Origin of the sequence: Pannonibacter indicus (genome assembly GCF_001418225.1) — a bacterium.
Classification (GTDB): Bacteria; Pseudomonadota; Alphaproteobacteria; order Rhizobiales; family Stappiaceae; genus Pannonibacter; species Pannonibacter indicus.
In genome coordinates this window covers 554254-577721 of the sequence record NZ_LIPT01000002.1, presented here as the reverse complement: position 1 = coordinate 577721, position 23468 = coordinate 554254, and the positions used below count along the sequence as shown (strand labels likewise).

The 23468-nt window shown below is 64.7% G+C and carries 24 protein-coding genes and 1 pseudogene; 14 read left to right on the top strand and 11 right to left on the bottom strand.

The genetic code is table 11. The features are described from left to right. Window positions 1-42: 42 nt before the first annotated feature. The 4 genes and pseudogenes from ASC48_RS05635 to ASC48_RS05620 all read left to right on the top strand — a co-directional run bounded on the left by ASC48_RS05635 (window position 43) and on the right by ASC48_RS05620 (window position 3396). Window positions 43-610: pseudogene (locus tag ASC48_RS05635) on the top strand (peroxidase-related enzyme). A gap of 103 nt (window positions 611-713) precedes the next feature. Next, a complete protein-coding gene (argC, locus tag ASC48_RS05630; protein WP_055454776.1) occupies window positions 714-1664 on the top strand; it encodes an N-acetyl-gamma-glutamyl-phosphate reductase in 951 nt (316 codons plus the stop codon). 57 nt (window positions 1665-1721) lie between these two features. Further along, window positions 1722-2327, top strand: a complete 606-nt coding sequence (leuD, locus tag ASC48_RS05625) for a 3-isopropylmalate dehydratase small subunit (RefSeq protein ID WP_055454775.1) — start codon at window positions 1722-1724, stop codon at window positions 2325-2327. A 178-nt stretch (window positions 2328-2505) separates the two neighbouring features. Beyond that, window positions 2506-3396, top strand: coding sequence for a protein-methionine-sulfoxide reductase heme-binding subunit MsrQ (locus tag ASC48_RS05620; protein WP_055454774.1), 891 nt, complete (start codon window positions 2506-2508; stop codon window positions 3394-3396). A gap of 4 nt (window positions 3397-3400) precedes the next feature. Here the strand turns inward: ASC48_RS05620 and ASC48_RS05615 are convergent, their stop codons facing one another. Both ASC48_RS05615 and ASC48_RS05610 read right to left on the bottom strand, forming a co-directional pair. Further along, the gene (locus tag ASC48_RS05615) at window positions 3401-3859 is read right to left on the bottom strand and encodes a Crp/Fnr family transcriptional regulator (protein ID WP_208975542.1); all 459 of its coding nucleotides are present in this window, start codon (window positions 3857-3859) and stop codon (window positions 3401-3403) included. A gap of 67 nt (window positions 3860-3926) precedes the next feature. Further along, on the bottom strand, window positions 3927-4610 hold the full coding sequence (locus tag ASC48_RS05610; protein WP_050474100.1) for a response regulator transcription factor: 684 nt from the start codon (window positions 4608-4610) through the stop codon (window positions 3927-3929). A 192-nt stretch (window positions 4611-4802) separates the two neighbouring features. Between ASC48_RS05610 and ASC48_RS05605 the strand changes: the two genes are divergently transcribed. From ASC48_RS05605 to ftsY, 4 genes are all read left to right on the top strand, one after another. Then, window positions 4803-5345, top strand: coding sequence for a L,D-transpeptidase family protein (locus ASC48_RS05605; RefSeq protein WP_055454772.1), 543 nt, complete (start codon window positions 4803-4805; stop codon window positions 5343-5345). Between the two features lie 147 nt (window positions 5346-5492). Then, window positions 5493-6413, top strand: coding sequence for a diaminopimelate epimerase (dapF, locus tag ASC48_RS05600; protein ID WP_072242532.1), 921 nt, complete (start codon window positions 5493-5495; stop codon window positions 6411-6413). Beyond that, a complete protein-coding gene (gene mtaB / locus ASC48_RS05595; RefSeq protein WP_055454770.1) occupies window positions 6410-7678 on the top strand; it encodes a tRNA (N(6)-L-threonylcarbamoyladenosine(37)-C(2))-methylthiotransferase MtaB in 1269 nt (422 codons plus the stop codon). The genes dapF and mtaB overlap by 4 nt, the downstream gene beginning before the upstream one ends. Before the next feature lie 33 nt (window positions 7679-7711). Continuing rightward, on the top strand, window positions 7712-8953 hold the full coding sequence (gene ftsY / locus ASC48_RS05590) for a signal recognition particle-docking protein FtsY (protein ID WP_055454769.1): 1242 nt from the start codon (window positions 7712-7714) through the stop codon (window positions 8951-8953). Window positions 8954-8982: 29 nt separating this feature from the next. Here ftsY and ASC48_RS05585 read toward each other — a convergent pair whose 3' ends face one another. After that, window positions 8983-9429, bottom strand: coding sequence for a hypothetical protein (locus ASC48_RS05585; RefSeq protein ID WP_141658876.1), 447 nt, complete (start codon window positions 9427-9429; stop codon window positions 8983-8985). A 254-nt stretch (window positions 9430-9683) separates the two neighbouring features. On the opposite strand from ASC48_RS05585, the gene queC reads away from it, so the two are divergent. From queC to queF, 4 genes are read left to right on the top strand one after another with little or no spacing between them, the layout of a single operon-like run. Continuing rightward, the gene (gene queC, locus ASC48_RS05580) at window positions 9684-10373 is read left to right on the top strand and encodes a 7-cyano-7-deazaguanine synthase QueC (protein WP_072242531.1); all 690 of its coding nucleotides are present in this window, start codon (window positions 9684-9686) and stop codon (window positions 10371-10373) included. Continuing rightward, entirely contained in the window at window positions 10366-10746 is a 381-nt protein-coding gene (locus ASC48_RS05575) for a 6-pyruvoyl trahydropterin synthase family protein (protein ID WP_055454766.1), read from the top strand. The genes queC and ASC48_RS05575 overlap by 8 nt, the downstream gene beginning before the upstream one ends. Further along, complete coding sequence (queE, locus tag ASC48_RS05570) at window positions 10743-11471, top strand: 7-carboxy-7-deazaguanine synthase QueE (RefSeq protein ID WP_055454765.1); 729 nt, start codon at window positions 10743-10745, stop codon at window positions 11469-11471. Before ASC48_RS05575 ends, queE begins: the two co-directional genes overlap by 4 nt. A 2-nt stretch (window positions 11472-11473) precedes the next feature. After that, on the top strand, window positions 11474-11941 hold the full coding sequence (gene queF, locus ASC48_RS05565; RefSeq protein WP_055454764.1) for a preQ(1) synthase: 468 nt from the start codon (window positions 11474-11476) through the stop codon (window positions 11939-11941). 78 nt (window positions 11942-12019) lie between these two features. Here queF and ASC48_RS05560 read toward each other — a convergent pair whose 3' ends face one another. The 8 genes from ASC48_RS05560 to ASC48_RS05525 all read right to left on the bottom strand — a co-directional run bounded on the left by ASC48_RS05560 (window position 12020) and on the right by ASC48_RS05525 (window position 20499). Beyond that, complete coding sequence (locus tag ASC48_RS05560; protein WP_055454763.1) at window positions 12020-12652, bottom strand: CbiQ family ECF transporter T component; 633 nt, start codon at window positions 12650-12652, stop codon at window positions 12020-12022. Window positions 12653-12659: 7 nt separating this feature from the next. Continuing rightward, on the bottom strand, window positions 12660-13430 hold the full coding sequence (locus ASC48_RS05555; RefSeq protein WP_082439994.1) for an energy-coupling factor ABC transporter ATP-binding protein: 771 nt from the start codon (window positions 13428-13430) through the stop codon (window positions 12660-12662). 83 nt (window positions 13431-13513) lie between these two features. Continuing rightward, complete coding sequence (locus ASC48_RS05550; RefSeq protein ID WP_055454762.1) at window positions 13514-14158, bottom strand: DNA-3-methyladenine glycosylase family protein; 645 nt, start codon at window positions 14156-14158, stop codon at window positions 13514-13516. After that, window positions 14155-15210, bottom strand: coding sequence for an ATP-dependent carboxylate-amine ligase (locus tag ASC48_RS05545; RefSeq protein WP_055454761.1), 1056 nt, complete (start codon window positions 15208-15210; stop codon window positions 14155-14157). Before ASC48_RS05545 ends, ASC48_RS05550 begins: the two co-directional genes overlap by 4 nt. Before the next feature lie 45 nt (window positions 15211-15255). Continuing rightward, window positions 15256-15861: an outer-membrane lipoprotein carrier protein LolA gene (locus ASC48_RS05540; RefSeq protein ID WP_244270005.1), complete on the bottom strand. Its 606-nt coding sequence runs from the start codon at window positions 15859-15861 to the stop codon at window positions 15256-15258. Between the two features lie 163 nt (window positions 15862-16024). Beyond that, window positions 16025-18907, bottom strand: coding sequence for a DNA translocase FtsK (locus ASC48_RS05535; protein WP_055454760.1), 2883 nt, complete (start codon window positions 18905-18907; stop codon window positions 16025-16027). Further along, window positions 18904-20127 (bottom strand): aminotransferase class I/II-fold pyridoxal phosphate-dependent enzyme, encoded by a 1224-nt coding sequence (locus ASC48_RS05530; protein WP_055454759.1) that lies wholly within the window; start codon window positions 20125-20127, stop codon window positions 18904-18906. The genes ASC48_RS05535 and ASC48_RS05530 overlap by 4 nt, the downstream gene beginning before the upstream one ends. A gap of 120 nt (window positions 20128-20247) precedes the next feature. Then, the gene (locus tag ASC48_RS05525) at window positions 20248-20499 is read right to left on the bottom strand and encodes a DUF1674 domain-containing protein (protein ID WP_050474149.1); all 252 of its coding nucleotides are present in this window, start codon (window positions 20497-20499) and stop codon (window positions 20248-20250) included. 248 nt (window positions 20500-20747) lie between these two features. Here ASC48_RS05525 and htpX point away from each other — a divergent pair, with 248 nt between their 5' ends. Together htpX and rsmB are read left to right on the top strand one after the other, a co-directional pair. After that, window positions 20748-21764 (top strand): zinc metalloprotease HtpX, encoded by a 1017-nt coding sequence (gene htpX / locus ASC48_RS05520; RefSeq protein WP_055454758.1) that lies wholly within the window; start codon window positions 20748-20750, stop codon window positions 21762-21764. A gap of 195 nt (window positions 21765-21959) precedes the next feature. Next, complete coding sequence (rsmB, locus tag ASC48_RS05515; protein WP_208975541.1) at window positions 21960-23369, top strand: 16S rRNA (cytosine(967)-C(5))-methyltransferase RsmB; 1410 nt, start codon at window positions 21960-21962, stop codon at window positions 23367-23369. The last annotated feature ends 99 nt before the right edge of the window (window positions 23370-23468 follow it).

The following is a 23468-nucleotide window of genomic DNA, read 5'->3' as shown; positions in this document are numbered from 1 at the left end:
CCAATGCCGCTTAAAAAATGGCATTCGGGAGGATTCACCAAAATGACGAACAAAGATGTAATGGCGCTAAATTTGCCGGCCGAAGGCGAGTTGAGCGAAGCGACGCAGGGATACTTTGCAAAGTGTGAGGAAAAATAGGATTTATTCCAGATGTGCTGCGCGCCTACGCCTTCAACGACACAAAATTGCGCGCCGTCACCGGCATGTATAACGATCTGATGCTGGGCCCTCAAGCCTCTCCAAGCTGGAGCGGGAGATGATTGCCGTGGCCGTGTCGAGCGTGAACCGCTGCTTCTATTGCCTCGCCGCCCATGGCGCTGCCGTCGGCCAGCTGTCCGGCGATCCGGTGCTGGGTGACATGCTGGTGATGAACTACCGGGTGGCGGATCTGACGGCAAAGCAGTGGGCCATGCTGGACTTCGCCGCGCATCTGGCAGAACGCCCCGCCGCAGTAGTGGAGGCAGACCGGTAGACCCTGCGTGATACAGGCTTCAGTAACCGGGATATCTGGGACATTGCCGCCCTTGCGGCCATCTACAACATGTCCAGCCGCATGGCTGCGGCCACCGGAATGCGCCCAAATGATGAGTATCACTCAATGGCCCGTTGAGAACGCCGACAGCGGCCAGACCCCGCTTGCCCGTGACAGGCTGGCGGAATGTGTGTAAAACCCGCTCCATTCTTATGTCCTTGCAAATGAGGGAGCGGGCGCAATGGTGGCGCGGATTTTCATTGATGGCGAAGCCGGCACGACGGGTCTGCAGATCCGCGAGCGCCTCGCCGTGCGCCGCGACATCGAGCTGCTGTCCATCGCCCCGGAGCAGCGCAAGGACATGTCCGCCCGCGCGGACATGCTGAACAGCGCCGATGTGGCCATCCTCTGCCTGCCCGACGATGCAGCGAAGGAAAGCGTGTCGCTGATCACCAACGGCACCACCCGCGTCATCGACGCCTCCACCGCCTATCGCGTGGCAGACGGCTGGACCTACGGCTTTGCCGAGATGGACAAGGGCCAGAGCGCGGCGATTGCCGCCGCCCGCTTTGTCTCCAATCCCGGCTGCTGGCCGCAGGGCGTCATTGCCGCGCTGCGCCCGCTGGTGGCCGCAGGGCTCGTTCCGGCGGATTTCCCCGTCACGGTCAACGGCATCTCCGGCTATTCCGGCGGCGGCAAGTCGATGATTGCCAGCTATGAGGCACAGGGCGATGCGGCCAACGTGTTCCTGCCCTATGGCCTGGCACTTGGCCACAAGCACCTGCCGGAGATGAAGACCTATTCGGGCCTTGCCGATGCGCCGCTGTTCGTTCCGGCGGTCGGCAACTACTACAAGGGGATGATCACCAGCGTGCCGCTCAATCTGGCGCGCCTGCCGAAGGTGCCCACGGGCGCTGAGCTGCATGCGGCCATTGCCGATCACTTTGCCGGTCAGGCGAAGGGTTTCGTCGAAGTCGCGCCGCTGTCGCCGCTCGACAGGGCGTCGGAGCTGAACCCGCAGGCCCTCAACGGCACCAACATGATGCGCGTCTATGTCTTTGCCAATGACGCCCGTGCGCAGGCCGTTGTCATCGCCGTCTATGACAATCTGGGCAAGGGCGCCTCGGGCGCTGCCGTCCAGAACCTCAACATCATGCTGGGCGCAGACCCGGCAGAAAGCCTGGCCGCCTGAGCGCGGCAGGGCACAAGAACAACAAAGACAATTCAGAGAGCCCTTGGAGAGACCGCCTTGCAGAAGTTCACCTCCCTCACCGGTGTTGCGGCGCCCCTGCCGATCATCAACATCGACACCGACATGATCATCCCGAAGCAGTATCTGAAGACGATCAAGCGCACCGGCCTTGGCACCGCGCTGTTCTCGGAACTGCGCTACAACGAGGATGGTTCGGACAACGCCGAATTCGTGCTGAACAAGCCGGCCTACAAGGGTGCGACGATCCTTGTGGCAGGCGACAACTTCGGCTGCGGCTCCTCGCGCGAGCATGCTCCCTGGGCACTGCTCGATTTCGGCATCCGCTGTGTGATTTCCACCAGCTTCGCCGACATTTTCTACAACAACTGCTTCAAGAACGGCATCCTGCCGGTCGTGGTCACCCGCGAAGAGCTGGACAAGCTGCTGGATGACGCTTCGCGCGGCGCCAACTCCACCCTGACGGTGGATCTGGAGGCCCAGGAAATCCGCGGCCCGGATGGCGGCGTCATCTCCTTCGAGATCGATCCCTTCCGCAAGCACTGCCTGATGAACGGCCTCGACGACATCGGCCTGACCCTGGAGAAGGCCACGTCGATCGACCGTTTCGAATGCGCCACCGCCGAAAGCCGCCCGTGGGCTTAAGCATGTCCGGAGCCTGATGGCCCGCAACGCAGAGCAAGCTGAACAAAGGCCGTCCGCAAGGGCGGCCTTTTGTCTTGCAGTCCCTGCATCTTTCACGCAGGCTTGAAAAATCCTGAAACGCAGGCATCTCGTAAAGAGATACAAGGCTGCATCAGGATTTTCCGGAGCGATTGACGAAATGCCCAATGTGTCAGGCCTGCGCCCCGTGGCAGTTTTTCTGCCCTGGACGGACCGGCAGGGGCGCCTGTCGGGTCTGAAGCTTGCCGTCTTCCTGATCGCCATCGCTCCGGCGCTCTGGTATCTTACCCGCGCCGCCATGGGGCTGGTGCAGCCGGAACCGGCGCGCCAGCTCGTCTTTGTCAGCGGTGACTGGGCCATGCGCTTTCTCGTGGCAGCGCTGGCCGTCTCGCCGCTGCGGCGCATCACCGGCTGGGGCAAGCTGGCAGGCATCCGCCGCATGCTGGGCCTGACGGCTCTGGCTTACGGGCTCGCCCACCTGACGCTCTATGTGATCCGTGAAAATCTCGACCTGTGGCGCATCACATCGGAAATCGTGCTGCGCTTCTATCTCACCATCGGCTTTGCCGCGCTGGCAGCACTTGTGGCGCTTGGAGTGACCTCCACCGATGGCGCCATCCGCCGCATGGGGCCGCGCTGGCACAGGCTGCACAAGCTGGTCTATCCGGCCGCTGCGCTGGCCGCCTTTCATTATTTCCTGCAATCCAAATCGGATGTGAGCCAGGCCACCCTGCTGACGGGGCTGTTCCTGCTGGTGATGATCTACCGGGGGGCCGCACGCCTGAAACTGCCGCTTGCCTCACCTCTGGTGCTGGCGGGGCTTGGCCTTTTGGCTGGCCTTGGGACGGCGGGCATCGAATATCTCTGGTATCACCTTGCAACGGGCGTTCCGGCGGAGCGGGTGTTCCTCGCCAATTTCAACTGGCAGCTCTTCACCATGCCCGCGCAGATCCGGCCGTCCTGGTGGGTGGTGCTGGCCGGCCTGTTGACCGCGCTGCTGCCGCTGATCAGCACAAGGCTGCTGCCGCAACCGGCGCGACGGCAACGCTGAAAGCCTATTCGCCTTTCACGCGGGCCTTCAGCTCATCCATGATGGTGTTCAGTTCAGCCATTTTCTCGCCGATGGGGGCGAGACCGGCGACGGTGGTCTGGAAACGCGCGGCATAGCTGTCGAAGAGGCGGCGGGCGAGTTCGGGGAACTCCTGCACCATGCGCTTGAACAGGGCCCGGCGGATGCGGATGACGCGCACCGGGCCGATGCAGACCGCACGGGCAGGGCGGCGGGTTTCCACCAGCATGGCGGTTTCGCCCAGCAGCACGCCGGGGCCTACCATTTCGACTTCCAGAAAGCCGTGAGTGCTCTTGCGCTGCAGGCTGACATTGCCCTTGGCAATGACGATGCCGCTATCGGCCCGCTCGCCCTCGTCAAAGACGAAGGACCCTGAAATCAGGTCCATGCCCTCGGCGCTGAAGGCAAGCAGGCGCAACTGGTCGTCGGAGAAATCCGACAACATGGGAATCTGCCGAAGAATCGCAATGTCCTGAACGAGGCTCATGCCTCAGTGTTATGCCGCAAATGGCTCACGGCACAAGCTTATATCCACCGGCTTCCGTCACCAGAAGCTCGGCATTGGAGGGGTCACGCTCGATTTTCTGCCGCAGACGGTAGATGTGGGTCTCCAGCGTGTGGGTGGTGACACCGGAATTATAGCCCCAGACCTCATGCAGCAGCACGTCGCGGGTTACCGCCCGTTCGCCCGCCCGGTAGAGGAACTTCAGGATCGAGGTTTCCTTTTCCGTCAGCCGCACCTTGCTGCCGCGGTCATCCACCATCAGCTTGGCAGCGGGGCGGAAGGAATAGCGGCCGATGGTGAAGGTCGCGTCCTCGCTCTGCTCGTGCTGGCGCAGATGGGCACGCACCCGGGCGAGCAGCACGGCGAACTTGAAGGGTTTGGGCACATAATCGTTGGCCCCGGCCTCAAGGCCCAGGATCGTGTCGCTGTCCGTGTCATGCCCGGTCAGCATGATCACAGGCGCCTTGAATCCGGCCTTGCGCAGAAGCTTCACCCCCTCGCGCCCGTCCAGATCCGGCAGGCCCACATCCATCAGCAGAAGATCAACCTGCCCGGCCTTGGCAGCGGCAATGCCATCCGAGGCGGTGGAGGCCTGCTGGGTGGTGAATTCGTCATAGAGCGAGAACTGCTCGACCAGCGCCTCGCGCAGGTCATTGTCGTCATCCACGATGAGAATGGTGCGTGCGTTCATTTGCAGTCCTCGTTCCCTTGCAGCATTTTTGGCCGGATCGGTTGCAGCCCCTATGTGCTTTTCATGCAATGACGGATAGGTGGGAAAAAATCATCGTGATTTTTAGTCTCTGCCGTCAATTCTGCTTCACATCCACTTTACATCCGGTTGATGGCACTGGATCAACGGTACGTTATGCAATTGGGACTGACCATGACCTCTCCTGCCTCCTCTGCGGACAAGCGCCTCACCGTGCGTCCCCTGCCGGGCCATCCCTCACGCGGCACGCTGACGCTGGGAAGCCTGACCGTGCCCTGTGCTCTCGGCAAAGGGGGCCTCACGCTGCGCAAGCGCGAAGGCGATGGCGCAACGCCTGTTGGCCGCTTTGCCGTGCTGGACGTGTTCTACCGGCCCGACCGGGGACGGCGGCCGGAAACGGCCCTGCCCGTCACGGCGCTGCGCCCGGAAGATGGCTGGTGCGACGATCCGCGCCACCCGCGCTACAATGCCCCTGTCCGTCTGCCCTTTGCCGCCAGCCACGAGAAGATGTGGCGGCAGGACGGGGTCTATGACATCGTTGTGGTGCTGGATTACAACCTGAGCCCCGCCGTGAAAGGCAAGGGCAGCGCCATCTTCTTTCACCTCGCCCGGCCCGGCTACACGCCGACCGAGGGCTGCGTGGCGGTGGCAGAACCTCACATGCGCCGCCTGCTGAAGGCCCTGCGACCCGGCGCGGTGATGGAGATCCGCCGTTAAGCCCTGTTGGGCGAAGCACCAGGTCGAAACTCTGGCAATCCGCGGGTATTTCCGCCATATAGGGGAAAAACGGGGTCCGGTGATCCCGCACCTCCCGGCACAAACCTTCTGCAACCCGGCTTGCAGAACCTGACAGGCACAGCGCCGATGCGCAGACCGTTTTTGAAGATGAATGGCCTTGGCAACGATTTCGTTGTCTGGGATGCCCGCGAGGCACCGCTGCGGCTGAGCCCGGAGGTGATTGCCGCGCTGGGAGACCGTATGTCCGGCATCGGCTTTGACCAGATGATCACCGTCGAGCGCTCACCTTCCGGGGCGGATGCCTTCATGCGCATTCACAACCGCGACGGATCGGAAGTCTCTGCCTGCGGCAACGCAACCCGCTGCATTGGCCGCCTGCTGATGGAGGAAAAGGGCGTTGATGCGGTGAGCATCGAGACCCGCGCCGGATTGCTGCTGGCCCGCAAGGCAGAAGACGGCCCGCGTTCGGTCACCGTCGATATGGGCGAGCCGCGCTTCGGCTGGACCGAAATCCCGCTCGCCGAGGAATTTGCCGACACCCGCGCGGTGGAACTGCAGATCGGCCCGATTGATGAGCCCATCCTGCACACACCTGCCGTGGTCAGCATGGGCAATCCGCATGCGGTCTTCTGGGTGTCCGATGTGGAGGCCTATGACCTTGGCCGCATCGGCCCGCTGCTGGAGCATCACCCGCTGTTCCCGGAAGGGGCCAACATTTCGCTGGCGCAGGTGATCTCCCGCAAGGAAATCCGCGTGAGGGTGTGGGAGCGTGGCGCAGGCCTCACCCGTGCCTGCGGCACCGGCGCCTGTGCCGCCGCCGTGGCCGCCGCCCGTGACAACCGCGCGGACCGCACTTCCACCGTGCATCTGCCGGGAGGGCCACTGACGATCAGCTGGCGCGAGAGTGACAATCACGTGCTGATGACCGGCATGACGGAAGTTGAATACGAGGGTGAAGTGGACTTCGAGGCCATGACCTTCACCCGCACCGGACCGGGGGATGCAGAGCTGGAAGCCGCTGCCCCCGCCATGGAGACCGCACTGTGAGCATTGATGTCGTCACCTTCGGCTGCCGGCTGAATTCCTATGAATCGGAAGTGATGAAGCGCGAGGCGGAAGCTGCGGGCCTCAAGGATGCCATCCTGATCAACACCTGCGCGGTCACCTCCGAAGCGGTGCGTCAGGCGCGTCAGGCCGTGCGCAAGGCCCGCCGCGATAATCCGGAAGCCAAGATCATCGTCACCGGCTGCGCCGCCCAGACCGAAACGGCCAAGTTCTCCGAAATGGAGGAAGTGGATCTGGTTCTGGGCAACTCGGAAAAGCTGGAGCGCGCCTCCTATGGCCGCATCGCCCAGTTCGGCCTTGATGCCAGCGAGAAGGTGCGCGTCAACGACATCATGAGTGTGCGCGAGACCGCCGGTCACCTGATCGACGGGCTGGAGGGCCGCGCCCGCGCCTTCGTGCAGGTGCAGAACGGCTGTGACCACCGCTGCACCTTCTGCATCATCCCCTACGGCCGGGGCAATTCGCGCTCCGTGCCCATGGGCGTCGTCGTCGATCAGGTGCGCCGCCTCGTGGAAAACGGCTACCGCGAAATTGTCATCACCGGGGTAGACATCACGTCCTATGGCTCGGATCTTCCCGGCACGCCCCGCCTTGGCTCGCTTGTCGCCAAGATCCTGAAGCTGGTACCGGAGCTGAAGCGGCTCAGGCTGTCGTCGATCGATTCCATCGAGGCCGATGACGAGCTGATGCGCGTCATTGCCGAAGACGAACGGCTGATGCCGCATTTCCACCTGTCGCTGCAGGCGGGCGATGACATGATCCTGAAGCGGATGAAGCGTCGGCACCTGAGGGCCGACACCATCCGCTTCTGCGGCGAGGTGCGGCGCTTGCGCCCGGATGTGGTCTTCGGTGCCGATATCATCGCCGGTTTCCCGACCGAGACGGAAGAGATGTTCGCCAACACGCTCGCCATCGTCGATGAATGCGGGTTGACGCATCTGCATGTCTTCCCCTTCTCCCCCCGTCCGGGCACTCCGGCCGCGCGCATGCCGCAGCTGGCCAAGGGCCTCATCAAGGAGCGCGCCGCACGGCTGCGCCTCAAGGGCGAGGCGGCGCTGGCGGCTCATCTCAGTGCCGAAGTCGGCCGGCTGCGCCCCATTCTGCTGGAGCGCGAGGGGCTGGGGCGGACCGAGCAGTTCACACAGGTCGAGGTGGATGGCGGAGAGGCCGGGCAGATCATCGAAACCCGCATCACCGGGCACACCGGGCGCCATCTTCTCGGCGCGCTTCTTTCACAGGCCGCCTGAGGGCGGGACAGACTTCAGCGGCAGGACAGGTTCATGAGCGAGAAGAAGCGCGGCTTTCTGGGCCGTTTGTTCGGCGGCAAGGACAGCGCCGGCACGGCTGCCGAAGAGTTGAAGCCGGAAACGGAACTCCTGACCGGAGAGGAAGCTGCCACGCCAGCCCCTGAAGCTGAGCCGGAAGCCGCTGAAGACATGGCTACCGGATCGGCGCTTCCCGCAGAACAGCCGGAACCTGAGGCAACCGCCGCAACAGAACCCGAACTGGTGGATGAGCTTGAGGATGAGCCGGCGGAAGAGGCTGCGCCCTCCGCTCCCGTCCCCGTTCCTGCGCCGGTTGCCATGAGTGAGCCGCAGGAAAAGCTGTCCTGGTTCCAGCGTCTGCGCAAGGGCCTTGCCCGCTCGTCTTCCGCGCTGACCGAAGGCATCTCGGCAATCTTCACCAAGCGCAAGCTGGATGCGGGGATGCTGGAGGATCTGGAGGACATTCTCCTTCAGGCGGATCTGGGTCTCGAGACGGCTGGCGCCATCACGGAGCGCCTGTCGGAAGGGCGCTTCGACAAGGAAATCTCGCCGGAGGAAGTCCGCAAGATTCTGGCAGAAGAAGTGCGCAAGGTGCTGGAGCCTGCTGCCCGCCCGCTGGACCTTGACCGGGGCCACCGCCCGCATGTGGTGCTGATGGTGGGCGTCAACGGCACCGGCAAGACCACGACCATCGGCAAGCTGGCAGCCAAACTCTCCGCCGAAGGCAAGACGGTCATGCTGGCAGCGGGCGACACGTTCCGCGCCGCTGCCGTCGAACAGCTGAAAATCTGGGGCCAGCGGACAGGCGCCGAAGTGGTGGCCCGGGAAGCAGGCGCAGATGCCGCCGGTCTTGCCTTTGATGCCCTGCAGGCGGCAAAGGACAAGGGCGTTGACGTGCTGCTGATCGACACGGCCGGCCGGCTGCAGAACAAGGCCGAGCTGATGGCGGAACTAGAAAAGGTGGTCCGCGTCATCCGCAAGCAGATCCCCGATGCCCCGCATGACGTGATCCTGACGCTGGATGCCACCACGGGCCAGAACGCCATGAACCAGGTGGAAATCTTCGGCAAGGTGGCTGGCGTCACCGGCCTCGTGATGACCAAGCTGGACGGCACCGCCCGCGGCGGCATCCTCGTCGCCATCGCCGCAAGGCACAAACTGCCAGTGCATTTCATCGGCGTCGGCGAAGGCATCGGCGATCTCGAATCCTTCTCCGCCAAAGACTTTGCCGAGGCGATTGCCGGACTGGCGCGGTAGGGACCGGCAGACCTACGCGGCGGCGGCCCTCACGTCGCTACGTTGACGGCGTGATGCTCGATCTGGCCGCCGTGGTCCTCGTAGGCGTGGCGGACGACGGCGGGGGGCTGATGGTCGCGGGTGGCGCGCTGCGGCAGGGAGCGGCTGGCCGGAAGGGCGCTGTGCGGCCCAGCCGGCTGGCGCATGGCCCGTTCGGCAGCGGCCCTATAGGCGGCAATGCCATCCAGCGTATGGCTGACTTCCTGATTTGTCTCGACCAGAACGGCCGGCTCCTCACCTCGCGGTCCGGTACCGGCGCCAGCCGGCAGATTGCCTTCGCCCGACAGAGCCTCTTCAAAGCCCTCGCCAGACGGCTGCTCGCCGGACTGCTGGTCGTTGTGCTGCTCGTGTTCCCGCTCGCGGCGGCGCTGATCGCTATGCTCGGTGGCATGAACGATACCGGACGGCGGTAACACCCGTTCCAATCCTGATGACATGGGGCCCTCCTGGCCTGTCTGCTGCCTGTGGCGGCCTGCCGGGCCTTCTGGCCCTCCGTCTCTGCCCCTTTTCAGCGGGGCATGGCCGAATCATCTCAACAAAGAGTTAAGGATTCTTTACGCAAGGTAAACGGCAAAAACCGGGCGCTTTGCCCTTCCCTTTTGCAGAACTGCTGCTAAAAGGCCCCGTTCGCCCCTCGGGCGGTCAACCGGTCGCAGCCTACCCGGTTCCAGCGAAAACAAGGGACACATCTTTGAAAACGCTTGTCGTCTGTTCCGGCGGAATGGATTCCGTCACCCTTGCGCACAAGGTTGCGCAAGAGAACGAGCTGGTCGGGCTCGTTTCCTTCAACTACGGCCAGAGGCACCTCAAGGAGCTGGATTTTGCCAGAGCCTGTGCGGATGATCTGGGCGTTGAACACATCGTCATCGACATTTCCGGCATCGGCCGCCAGCTGTCCGGCTCGGCCCTGACCGATGACGTGGCCGTCCCCGATGGCCACTATGCCGAAGAAACCATGCGCATCACTGTGGTGCCGAACCGCAATGCCATCATGCTGGCCATTGCCTTCGGCATTGCCGCCGCGCGTGGGGCCGAGGCGGTGGCAACTGCCGTCCATGGCGGGGATCACTTCATCTATCCCGACTGCCGCCCCGGTTTTACCGAGGCCTTCGAAACCATGCAGCGCCAGGCGCTGGCCGGTGTCGCGGATGTGCGGCTCTACACGCCCTATGTCCACACGGACAAGGCGGCCATTGCGGCCGAAGGCGTGCGTCTTGGCGTCGACTACACCCGCTCCTGGTCCTGCTACAAGGGCGGGGAGATCCACTGCGGGCGTTGCGGCACCTGCGTGGAACGGCGCGAGGCCTTCCATATGGCGGGTGCGGAAGATCCCACCACCTATGCCGACCCGGATTTCTGGAAGGAGGCCTGTGGTGTTTAGGATCGCCAAGGAGTTTCACTTCTCCGCCTCCCACCAGCTCTTCGGCCTGCCAGATGACCACCCTTGCGCCCGGCTGCACGGGCACAATTATGTGGTCGAGGTGGAGCTGATGTCCGAAACGCTGGACAGCGTGGGCTTCGTGCGGGACTACCGGGAGCTTGGCCCCTTCAAGACCTGGCTCGACGACACTCTCGACCACCGCCACCTCAACGATGTGCTGGGCAACGGCAATGTCACCGCCGAGCGCATGGCCCGGCTCTTCTACGACTGGTGCAAGGCGCGCTGGCCGGAGGTGAGCGCCGTGCGCGTGCGCGAGACGCCCAAGACCATGGCCGAATACCGCCCGAAAGGCAGCTGCGGGTGCAGCGCATGAGCGGCGAGATCTTGCGCATCAGCGAAATCTTCGGCCCGACCATCCAGGGCGAAGGCGCGCTGATCGGCATGGCCACCGTCTTCGTGCGCACCGGCGGCTGCGATTTCCGCTGCTCCTGGTGCGACACCCTGCATGCGGTGGACAGCGCCTACCGGGACACCTGGACGCCCATGAGCGCGGACGCCGTGATGGACGAGGTGCGGCGCCTGTCCGGGGGCGAGCCGCTGATGGTCACCGTTTCGGGCGGCAACCCGGCCATCCAGCCGCTGGGCCGGCTGATTGAACTGGGCAAGCGCGAGGGCTACCGTTTCGCGCTGGAAACGCAGGGCAGCCTGTCGCGGGACTGGTTCGCGGCGCTCGATGTCCTCAGCCTCAGCCCCAAGCCGCCGTCCAGCGGCATGGCGTTTGACCGCAAGGCGCTGGCGGATGCGGTGGCCGCCGCTGGCCCCAATACGGCAATCGCGCTGAAATTCGTCGTCTTTGACGAAGCAGATTACGGCTTTGCCAGAGAGGTGGCGCGCGCCTATCCGCATCTGCCGGTCTATCTGCAGCCCGGCAACCACACACCGCCGCCTGCCGGTCAGGAGGATGCGGTGATCGACATTCCCGGCATCATGGCGCGGCTGCGCTGGCTGATCGGCCGGGCCGCCAATGACCGCTGGTTCCAGGCCAGCATCCTGCCGCAACTTCATACCCTCATCTGGGGCAACCTTCGCGGAGTGTGACCATGAGTGACAAGACCATCTATCAGAACCTGACCCAACTCGGGTCCTCCACCGCCCTGCCCCAGAGCCCGGAAGAGGCGGTGCTGGAGCGCGTACCCAATCCGCAGGCGGGCACCGGCTACATGGTGCGTTTCGTGGCGCCCGAGTTTACCTCGCTCTGCCCGATCACCGGCGCACCGGATTTCGCCCATCTCGTCATCGACTATGTGCCCGCAGACTGGCTGGTGGAGAGCAAATCCCTGAAGCTTTTCCTCGGCTCCTTCCGCAACCACGGCGCCTTCCATGAGGACTGCACCGTGTCGATAGGCAAGCGGCTGGTGGACTTCCTCTCACCCCAATGGCTGCGCATCGGCGGCTACTGGTATCCGCGCGGCGGCATCCCGATCGACGTGTTCTACCAGACCGGCCCGGCGCCGGAGGGTGTGTGGATCCCCGAGCAGGGCGTGCAGCCCTACCGCGGGCGGGGGTGATTCCCCCCCCCACTCCGTCATGCCATGACTTGATCATGGTATGACGAATACAGAGAAGGTGGGGAAAATTTCGAACCATTACCCCCGCCTCTTCCCCCGCTCCGCAGCACCAAACCCGTCGGCGCCGCCGCGGGCAACAAGGGCTTCGCCCACGTGGTCGGCCATGGCGAGGGCCTGAAGGGCGAAGGGAGCAAGAAGCCGCCAGCTGCTGCGTTTGCCGGTGCGGGCCTGATAGGCTTCCCGCTGGGCAGCGCTCAGCGCCAGCAGCACCGGCACGAAGCGCAGGACAAGCGTGACGGCCAGCGCCGGGCGGCGCGGCGAAACACCAAAGTAGGCCAGCGGGCGGAACAGGGGCGAAATCGCCTCCAGCATGTCATCCATGCGCGTTGTCATGGTGACGAGATTGGCCAGCATCACCAGCAGCAAGAGCCGCAGCAGCACCACAACGCCCCCCATGAGCGAGCCGGACAGCCAGTGCAGCGCCAGCAGCACGGCGAACAGCGGCAGCAGCGGGCGCAAGAGCGAGAGCTGCTGCAGGGCCGCCCGGCCCAGCGCCGCATAAACGGCCAGCACCGCGCCGCAGCCCGCCGCCAGAATGACGGCATTTTCCACGGGGAAGAACATCAGGCTGGCGGCGGCCAGACCGGTGAGCTTCACCCCGGCAGGCAGGCGGTGGAGAAGGCTGGTTCCGGGCAGATAGAGCGAGATCACGCGTGCCTCACAACAGGCCGGAGACGGCGGCGCGCCGCTCGATATCATCCACATAGGCGGGCAGCACCGCGCCGGGCTCACCGTCCATGCGGATCTGGCCGTCCTGCAGCCACAGCACCCGGTCGAAATCGCGGATCAGTTCCAGATCATGGCTGACCATGATCAGCTTCTGCTCCAGCCCCCGGATCAGCGACATGATCTGGCGGGTGGCGAGGCCATCGAGGCTGGAAAAGGGCTCGTCAAAGACGATCAGCCCCGGCTGCATCACCAGCACCGCAAGAATGCAGATGAGCTGCTTCTGCCCCTCGGACAGGTCCAGAAAGGGCCGCTCCGCCAGATGGGCGCAGCCGTGAGCCTCCAGAAAACGCCGGGCATTGAGCCGGGCCTCCTGCCGGGACTGGCCCAGCTGGGTCAGGCCGAAGGCAATCTCCTCCTCCACCGTCGGGAAGATCGCCTGATGGTCCGGGTTCTGGAAGACAAAGCCCACATGGCGCGGCAGGTTCGCCCGCGCCTGCCGGGTGTCCGCGCCGTAGATCTGCAAGGTGCCGCTGTCCGGCAGCAGCAGGCCGTTGAGCAGGCGCACGAAGCTGCTCTTGCCAGACCCATTGAGCCCGATCAGCGCAATCCGCCGCTCGCTCAAGGTGAGATTCAGCCCGTCCAGCACGGTCTTGTCCCCGCGCTTCAGGCTCACCTGATCAAACACGGCATAATCAGCCCGGCGCGGGTCGCAAGCCGTCTCCATCTTGCCGCTGCCGGGTTTGAGGCGCCAAAAGGCCATGGGCGGTGATCCGTTCCCTCTGTTGCGGCCTGCATATTCCCCGCCGCTGCGGCAATGTCAAAGGTTGATACCAGTTCCCGCTTCTAAAGCGGCTGGCTGTCGCGGCCCTCGCGGGCGGCCTTGTACCAGGCCCAGAACAGGCGGGCTGCGACACCGCGCCAGGGAGCCCAGGCTTCCGCCAGTTCATCCAGCGCACGGGGACTGGGGCGGTCCGGCAGAGCGAAGGCATCGCGCACCGCATTCTGCAGGGCAATGTCGCCGCTGGGGAAGATATCCGGATGGCCGGCACAGAAGAGCAGGTAGATATCCGCCGTCCAGCGGCCGATTCCCTTGACCTGGCACAGCGCCTCCCGCGCCACATCGGCCGGAACGCTCGCCAGCGCCTGAAGATCCAGCCCGCCGCCGACCGCTTCAGCCAGCGCCCGCACGGCGCGGATCTTGGGCCGGGACAACCCTGCGCCGCCCAGCGCCTCTTCCGTATGGGAGAGCAGAACATGTGCTTCCAGCGGATCGACGAGGGCGGCAAGCCTTGCGCCAATGGCATTGGCGCTGGCGACGGACACCTGCTGCGAGATGATGATCTGCACCAATGCTGCAAAGCTTGGCGGCCGGCGGCGCAGGGGCACTTCGCCAGCAAAGGAAATGACCGCAGGCAGGCGCGGATCGGCGGCGGCCAATGCGGCAAGGCCCGCAGCGATATGCTCCGGCGTTTCGATGATCACGCTCATGGCTTCGCTCCTGCCCTGATCCCCCGTGTCAGCGCGTCGAAGATCCTTGCATAGATTTCCTCCACGCGCAGCGCCTCATGCGGGCCGAGCCGGTGAAAATGACTGAGGCCCGGCGCCGCATTCATCTCAAGAATGGCATAGGGGCCAGACCCTGCCGCAATATCCGGGCAGATGAGATCAAGACCATAGAGCCGCAAGCCCACGGCCTCGCCCGCCTTGCGGGCTATCTCAGAAAAATACGGGCTGATCGCGCCGGTCACATCCACCGCACTGCCGCCGGAAGAAAGGTTCGCATTGGGCAGCAGCGCCACGGCTGCACCGGCTTTCGGCACGTGGGTGAGATCCATGCCGCTGTTGGCGAGAAAGGCGAGAATGCGCGGATCATCCGCCGCAATCTTCGAGCCCTTGCCGCCCGCGGCAAAGCCCTGCGTTGCCTGCGTGATCAGTACCCGGAGGGAAGAAACACCATCACCGGTTACCGAGAAGGGCCGCCGCTCGAACACGGCCAGAACCTCCCCATCCAGCACCAGCACCCGGTAATCCCGCCCCCTCACCTCTTCCTGCACCAGAATGCGGTCATAACTGGCGCCCAGAACGGTCAGCGCGGAGGAAAGCCCCCGTTCGTCCTGCACCCGCAGGATGCCGCGCCCTTCCGAATCATCATTGGGCTTCACGAACAGCGGAAAGCCCGTCTCCCGGGCAAAGGCGATTGCCTCAGCCTCCCCGTTCAGCCTTGCGGCAACAGCCGGGTTTTTCACCTCGATGTCGCGGATGAAACGCTGCGAACTGATCAGTACCCCGCGCGGCACGCTGAGGCCGGCCGCCTCCAGAAAGAAGGCGCCATAGGCCTTGTCGCGGGCGATGGCAGAAGCGGCAGCGGGATTGATGTCGAAGCCCGCGCCCTTGAAGAAGGCACGGCGCCCGCCCGGCGCCTCCACATAGCCCGCATAGCCATAGGCGGGTTCGGCAAAAACGGTCAGCCCGTGCTCTGCCGCATGGCGCCGCAGCAGCACAAGCGCCAGAGGCTCACGGCGGGAAGGATCGGAAGTCATGCTGCGGCGGCGCCCTGAAGCGGGCAGCCGCTGCGCGCGGCCGGATCAGTTCCGGCTCTGGCGGGCGGCTGCCAGATAGTCGATGACGAAGAGCTTCGGATTCGAAGGCCCGTTCGCGGTCACATTATAGATTGCCACCGACGTGTCCATGCCTTGCGCATCCGTCACGGTCCACTGCTTCAGATCGAAGGTCTGGGCGTCGAAGATCAGCGTCAGCTTGCCGGAATTGAAGGTGGTGCGGTCCTCGACCACAACAGTCACAAGATCGGGCTCCACCACCACGCCCACCACATTGGTGTCCTTGGTAAGGTCGATCTGCTCGGCCAGCAGGAAGCGCAGCGGGGTTTCGCTCAGCGGCCAGATGTCCTGCGTCTGCACCTTGCGGTCCAGCACGGAAACCGACTTGCCATCGGCGATTATGTCGAGCTGTGCGGGCGGGTTGTAGTAGAAGCGGATCTTGCCCGGACGCTCCAGATAGAACTTGCCTTCCACCTGCCCGCCCTCGGGGCCGAACTGCACGAAATCGCCATGCATGGTCCGCACCGAGTTGAAGTAGGTATTGACCTCGTTCAGCGTTTCCTGGTCCTGCGGACTCAAGGGCGCCTTCTGCTGCGCGGCGGCAGGCGACAGAGCAGCTGCCACGCTCAGCATGATGGCCGCAGTCCAGGACAGGAAGCGATGCGAACAGTTTGGCTTCATGGTATGCTCAGGGCTCCTTCGAGGCGGCCCGGCAGAAATCCTGCAGCCGCTTCCCTCAATGTCTGAGAGCCGTTCTAGTTCCCGCTTGTGGCAAGGTTGCGGCGGACGGGGCGGATCAATAGTCCTCGTCCACCCCGTTTTTCACCAGAATCTCACGCTTTCCTGCATGGTTGGCGGCGCTGATCACGCCTTCTTGTTCCATGCGCTCGATCAGCGAGGCAGCCCGGTTATAGCCGATGCCAAGACGGCGCTGGACATAGGAGGTCGAGACCTTTTTGTCGCGCAGAACCACGGCCACGGCGCGGTCGTAGAGATCATTGCCCTCGTCGGAGCCGGACACCGCATCATAGGGATTGTCCTGCATCTCCTCTTCCTCGGTCACCGCCTCCAGATACTGGGGCGTGCCCTGAAGCTTCAGATGCGCGACGATCTGCTCCACCTCGTCATCGGCGACGAAGGGGCCGTGGACACGCTGGATGCGGCCGCCGCCGGCCATATAGAGCATGTCACCCATGCCCAGAAGCTGTTCGGCGCCCTGCTCGCCCAGAATGGTGCGGCTGTCGATCTTGGACGTCACCTGGAAGGAGATTCGCGTCGGGAAGTTGGCCTTGATCGTGCCGGTGATCACGTCCACCGACGGGCGCTGGGTGGCCATGATGATGTGGATGCCGGCGGCACGGGCCATCTGGGCCAGGCGCTGGATCGCGCCTTCGATGTCCTTGCCGGCCACCATCATCAGGTCGGCCATTTCGTCGACGATGACCACGATGAAGGGCATCGGCTCCAGCGGCAGATCCTCTTCCTCATAGATCGGCTGGCCGGTCTCCCGGTCGAAGCCCGTCTGCACGGTGCGGGAGAAGCTTTCGCCCTTTTCCAGCGCCTGCTTCACACGCATGTTGTAGCCGTCGATGTTGCGCACGCCCATCTTCGACATCTTCTTGTAGCGCTCTTCCATCTCGCGGACGGTCCACTTGAGCGCCACGACCGCCTTCTTCGGGTCGGTCACCACCGGGGTGAGAAGATGCGGAATGCCGTCATAGATCGACAGTTCCAGCATTTTCGGGTCGATCATGATCATCTTGCACTGGTCCGGCGTCATCCGGTACAGCAGCGACAGGATCATGGTGTTGATCGACACCGACTTGCCCGAGCCGGTGGTACCGGCGACGAGCAGATGCGGCATGCGGGCAAGATCGGCGATCACGCTTTCGCCGTTGATCGTCTTGCCCAGCGCCATGGCGAGCTTCGCCTTCGACTTCTCGAAATCCTCCGCCGCCAGCAGTTCGCGCAGATAGACCGTCTCGCGCTTCTGGTTCGGCAGTTCGATGCCGATGGCGTTCTTGCCGGGGATCACGGCAACGCGGGCGGAAATCGCGCTCATCGAGCGGGCGATATCATCGGCAAGGCCGATGACGCGCGAGGACTTGATGCCGGGAGCGGGCTCCAGCTCATAAAGCGTCACCACCGGACCGGGGCGCACCTCGATGATTTCGCCGCGCACGCCGAAGTCTTCGAGCACGCCTTCGAGAATGCGGGCGTTCTGCTCCAGAGCATCGGCGGACAGGCCCGGCGTCTTGCCGGCCGGCTTGGGCTCGGCCAGAAGCCGCAGAGGCGGCAGTTCATAGACATCGGGCGCTTCCAGCAGCGAAGGCTGGGCCTCGGCCTGGACCCGGCGGCCCGGCTGCGGGCGCGGCGCCTGCGGCACGACACGGGCAGCGCCCTGTGCGGGGGCACCCGGCCCGGCGCGGCCCTGATCGGGGCTGGCGATGCCAACGGGACGGCCCAGCGGCGGACGGTCGAGCGGGGCTTCATCCCGCCCTCTGCCACGGCCACGCGGCGCAACCGGCACAACTTCTTCCATGCCGTAGCCGTCATCATCCATGTCGAACGGCGGCTCGTCATAGGCGGAGGCTTCGTCCCCGCCGTCGTAATAATCCTCGTCCTCTTCCATCTGCGGCGCACGGCCCATGACCGGGCCGCGTGACGTCACTCGGCGCGGCGCCTCGCGGGTGTCCCGGGCGTCGGGATAAAGATCGCCAAGGCCATCGTCTTCCTCGCCGGGAACAAAGCGCTCCTTCAGCGCACGGCGCAGCGAGCCGAAGCGGCTTGCGGGCGGAGCGGCATATTCGTCCTCCGCATCCTCCTCGAAATAGTCGTCTTCCTCATCCTCCCGCACATGGCGGCGGGACAGGCCGATGCCGGTCATGCGCTGCACGGCAGACTGGGCCTGCAGGCGCCAATGCGCGGCAGCCCCCATGAGCGCAGCAAACCGGGGTTCGCGCTCGTCCTCGTCCTCATCATCGAAGTCAATGGGCGGCTCGGCCCTGCGGCCACGCATCTGCTGGCGGGCGGTGCGGGACGGCAGGGACGGCAAGTCCTCTTCGTCATCCTGATAGCGCTCGCGCATGTCGCCAAACCAGGCACCGGCGGCCACCAGCAGGAAGACGGATGGAAGCCCCAGCCCCAGCACACCGGTAATGGTTGCCGCGCCCGGTGTCAGATTGTGGGTCAGCATGGAGGGGACATAGTGCATGGCATCACCGGCAAAGCCGCCAAGACCCGTCGGCAGCGGCCAGCTTTCCGGCACGGGCAGCGCCGCAACGGCACCGGCGCCCAGAAGTGTGCCCACGAACCAGAACATGATCCGGCGGAAGCCGATGCGCATGGTCTTGCCCGAAAGAAGACGCCAGCCCCACAGCACCACCGGCACCAGGAATACAGCCGTCGCCAGCCCGATCGACTGCATCAGGATGTCGGAGATGATTGCTCCCGGCGTGCCCAGCGCATTGCGCACCGGCTCACCCGTCGCATGATTGAAGCTCGGGTCATTCACCGACCATGTAGCAAGGCTCGCCGCCAGTGCCGCCGCCAGCGCTATGACCAGAAGCCCGGCCGCACCCACCAGATTGCGGCGGACGAGACGCTTCAGCGGGCTTTCGGTGTCGAGAATATGCGCCGCACCCCGTCCGGACCCGCGCATGGCTGTTGCCCGTCTCATGCCGCACCTCCCAGCCAGCCGGCCATGCGCTCCAGCGCTTCACCCGTCAGCGAGGACGGGGCGCACAGGCCAACGCGGATATAAGGATCACCCGGATTGCGGCCATCGGCCTGGGTGGAGGCCAGATAGGAGCCGGGCAGCACCTTGACGCCAACCTCACTCCACAGCCGCTCGGTCACGCTGACCGCGCCACCCCAGCGGCTCACATCCAGCCACAGGAAGAAGCCGCCTTCCGGCGTCACCGGCCCGAGAATGGGTGACAACAGCCTTTCGGCAATTTCGTATTTCTCGTTGTAGAGGCGGCGGTTCTCGACCACATGCGCCTCGTCGCCATAGGCGCGCACGGCCAGCGCCTGTGCCGGCAGCGGCACCTGCGGGGCGGCAAGACCACGGAACTTCACCCAGCGCGGCAGAAACTCCGGATCACCGGCAGCAAAACCGCAGCGCAAGCCCGCAAGATTCGACCGCTTCGACAGGGAGTTGAACGCCACCACCATGGAATAGCCTTCACCCAGCGCATGGGCGGCTTCCAGAACGCCCGGAGGCGGGGTGCTGCGGTAGATCTCCGAATAGCACTCATCGGCAAAGATGTAGAACCGGTGGCGGCGGGCAAGACCTATCAGCTTCTGCCAATAGGCAAGGCTCGCCACCGCTCCTTGCGGATTGGCGGGCGACGCCACGTAAAAGGCGACGGTCCGGTCCAGCAGCTCCGGCTCCAGCGCATCCAGATCCGGCAGGAAGCCGGTGTCTGCGCCCGTGTCGAGCATGACCGCCTCGGCCCCGGCAATATGGGCTGCGGCTGCATAGGTCTGGTAGAACGGGTTGGGCAGGATCACCGCAGGGCGCGCCACATCCTTGGCCAGCTGATCGCGGGCGGAAATCGCGCCGAAGGACAGGCCCTCGCGCGAGCCGTTGAGCGGCAGAACACCCTTGTCCTTGTCTATGGTGCCGCCAAGATTGTAACGCCGGTCCAGCCAGGCCGCGATGGCAGCACGGAAGGCCGGAGAGCCTTCGATCGGCGGGTAACGGCGGAAATCGGCCAGATTTTCCATCAGCACCTCGCCCGTGAAGGGCGGCAGCGCATGCTGCGGCTCGCCAATGGTCAGCACAATCGGGTCCGCACCCGGGCGCGTATCACCCAGAAGCGCGGCAAGGCGCTGGAACGGATTGGCGTCGGGCAGGGCCGCGCGCGGGGTTGAGGCAGGCATCGTGGACGTCATCTGACCTTCCGGACACTCGAACACACTTTGCCCGGACGTTAACGTGCCTTTGGTAAAGCCCTCATTAACCAACCAGCAGCAACAGCCTTTTCCCGCTGCCGCGCAGGCAGTTGTCAAATGTCAGAAATCGACGGTGATCCCCTTGATTTCCCAGTCTTCATAACGGGTTGGCTCAAGTCCGCCGCGCCCGTCCAGCTCTTTTGCCATGGCCTGCTGGCGGGCGTCGATTTCTGCGCGGCGCGCTTCGGCTTCCTTCAGCGCCCGCTGCGCTGCGGGGGGAAGATCCTCGAATCGCCGCTGCGGGGCGGGGGCGGGCTCTGCGGCAGCTTCCGGCTCTGCGGGCGCGGCACGCTGGGGAAAGGGAACGACCACGCCACGGTTGTCCGCAGCACCGGCCTCAGGGCCATTCGCTCCGGTGATCTCGTCGTCGTGCATGGATATCTCCATCGTTTGGACCGCCGGCCGCCGCTTCAAGACAGGTTGAAGACCAGCAGGCTTGCGGGAAATCGGGCTCATACCCATCATATAGGGACTTGGCCCATCATTTAGGGTACTGGCGGCAGCCGAAAACTCCCGTCAGGTGTACCACCCGCACTTAAGCGCGACGAGGACCGAAGGCAATGAACTATTTCCGCACTGCCATGCTGCTGGCCGCCATGACCGCCCTGTTCATGGGTATTGGCTTCCTGATCGGCGGACAGAGCGGCATGATGATCGCACTGGTGATTGCCGGTGCGATGAACCTGTTCAGCTACTGGAATTCCGACAAGATGGTGCTGTCCATGCACCACGCGCAGGAAGTGGATGAGCGCAGCGCGCCCGAACTGTTCCGCATGGTGCGCCAGCTGGCGCAGAACGCACAGCTGCCGATGCCCAAGGTCTATATCATCAACAATCCGCAGCCGAATGCCTTTGCCACGGGCCGCAATCCGCAGAATGCCGCCGTGGCTGCGACCACCGGCCTGCTGGAGCGCCTGACCATGGAAGAAGTGGCGGGTGTGATGGCGCATGAGCTGGCCCACATCAAGAACCACGACACGCTGATCATGACGATCACCGCGACGATTGCCGGTGCCATCTCCATGCTCGGCAACTTCGCCTTCTTCTTCGGCGGCAACCGGGAGAACAACAATCCGCTCGGCTTCATCGGCATGCTCGTTGCCATGATCGTCGCGCCTCTCGCTGCCATGCTGGTGCAGATGGCGATTTCCCGTACCCGTGAATATGCCGCCGACCGCATGGGTGCCGAAATCTGCGGCCACCCGATGTGGCTCGCCTCTGCCCTTGCCAAGATCGCGGGCGGTGTGGAGCAGATCCACAATCCGGATGCGGAGCGCAGCCCGGCGACGGCACACATGTTCATCATCAACCCGCTGTCAGGCGAGCGGATGGACAATCTGTTCTCCACCCACCCCAACACCGCCAACCGCATCGCAGCCCTGCGCGATCTGGACGGGCAGATGGGCGGGCGCGGCGGTGGTTCTGGCGGCGGCTGGAACCCGGCTCCGGCGCAGACGCGCAACCAGTCTTGGGGTGGTTCTGCGGGTGGTGCTGGGCGCAGCTCCGGCCCTTCAGGTCCGTGGGGAGGCAGCGGAAACGCACGCCCCTCGGGAAAACCCAAGGGCCCATGGGGCTGAAACCGATGGGGTTGAGCCGGACGGCTGATCTGCGGTAGAAGCTTCGGATCACAGCCTCGGACGCGATGGACGGCACCGCAGCCTGTCCCGCGCCGCAGGACCACCAGACATGTCTTGCCAAGGGCGCCGCGAGCACCGGTTCGCGGCGCCTTGACTCAATCCTGCAACACAGCCAACCCAACGAAGGCCAGCGCTTTGAACGAATCCACTGGCTCCCGCCCGAAATCCCCCTCCCGCCCCGCCGGCGGCAAGGCAGGCGGCACGGCAAATGGCGGCGGCTCGCCCGGGCGGCCCGCTCCCGGCTTTGCCGCCCGCAAGGTGGCCACCGACATTCTGGGCAATGTGGTGCACAAGCACCGCACGCTGGATGCCGAATATGACGTGACCTCGGGCCATTCCGGCTTCCGCGCGCTGGAGCCGAAAGACCGGTCGCTGGTGAAGGCCATCGTCGCTGCAGCCCTGCGCCGCCGGGGCCAGCTCGATGCCATTCTGGCGGAGCTGCTGGACCGGCCCATTCCGGAGCGCACGGGCCGCGTCACCGATATTCTCCACGTCGCTGCGGTGCAGATCCTGTTCCTCGACGTTGCCGACCATGCCGCCGTGTCGCTGGCGGTGGATCTTGCGGGGTCCGACAAGCGGGCAAGGCCTTACAAGGGCCTCGTCAACGGCGTGCTGCGCCGTCTGGCGCGGGAAAAGGACACGCTGTCCGCCATCACCGGTTCGGGTCCGGCAGGCCTGCCGCTCTGGCTCGCCACCCGCTGGCGCGAAACCTATGGCCCAGAGACCTTCGAGGCGATCCTGCGCGCCCATCTGGAAGAACCTGCACTGGATCTCACCGTCAAGAGCGATGCCGAAGGCTGGGCGGAACGCCTCGGCGGCCGTGTGGTGGCAGCCGGATCGGTCCGCCTGTCGCGCAAGGGCGCGGTGGAGGGCTTCGAGGGCTTCAACGAAGGCGGCTGGTGGGTGCAGGATGCCGCAGCCTCCCTGCCCGCCCGCCTGCTGGGGAACCTCACCGGCAAGCGCGCCGCCGATCTGTGCGCTGCCCCTGGCGGCAAGACGGCTCAGCTGGCCACGCAGGGCGCCGATGTGACGGCGGTCGATATTTCCGAAAAGCGGCTGAAGCGCGTCCATGCCAATCTGGAGCGGCTCGGCCTTTCCGCCCGTGTTGTCGCTGCGGATCTGCGCAGCTACGAACCGGACGAGCCTTTCGACGCCATCCTTCTCGATGCGCCCTGCAGCGCCACCGGCACCATGCGCCGCCATCCGGACGTGGCCTGGACCAAGCGCCCTGCGGATGTGACGACACTGGCGGGCATCCAGGCCGAGCTCTTGCGCAAGACCATCACCTGGCTGAAGCCGGGCGGCGTTCTGGTCTATTGCACCTGCTCGATGGAACGGGAAGAAGGCGAAGACCAGATTGCGGCACTTCTGGCAGATATGCCGGGAATCGCGCTGGAGCCGGTACGGCCGGAAGAAATCGGCGGCCTTGGCGAGTGCATCACGCCGGAGGGCTATCTGCGCACCCTGCCCTGCCATCTGGGCGGCGGCACGGAGCCGGAAGGCGGCCTCGACGGATTTTTTGCCGCCCGTCTGCGGCGGCTTTAACTGCCCTGTAACCACTCTGACCCGCAATGGATAACTGAGAGCTAACCCTAACAGTTCGTTACCTCTTATGGTGAAAGGGCAAGTCAATTTCATTCTGGC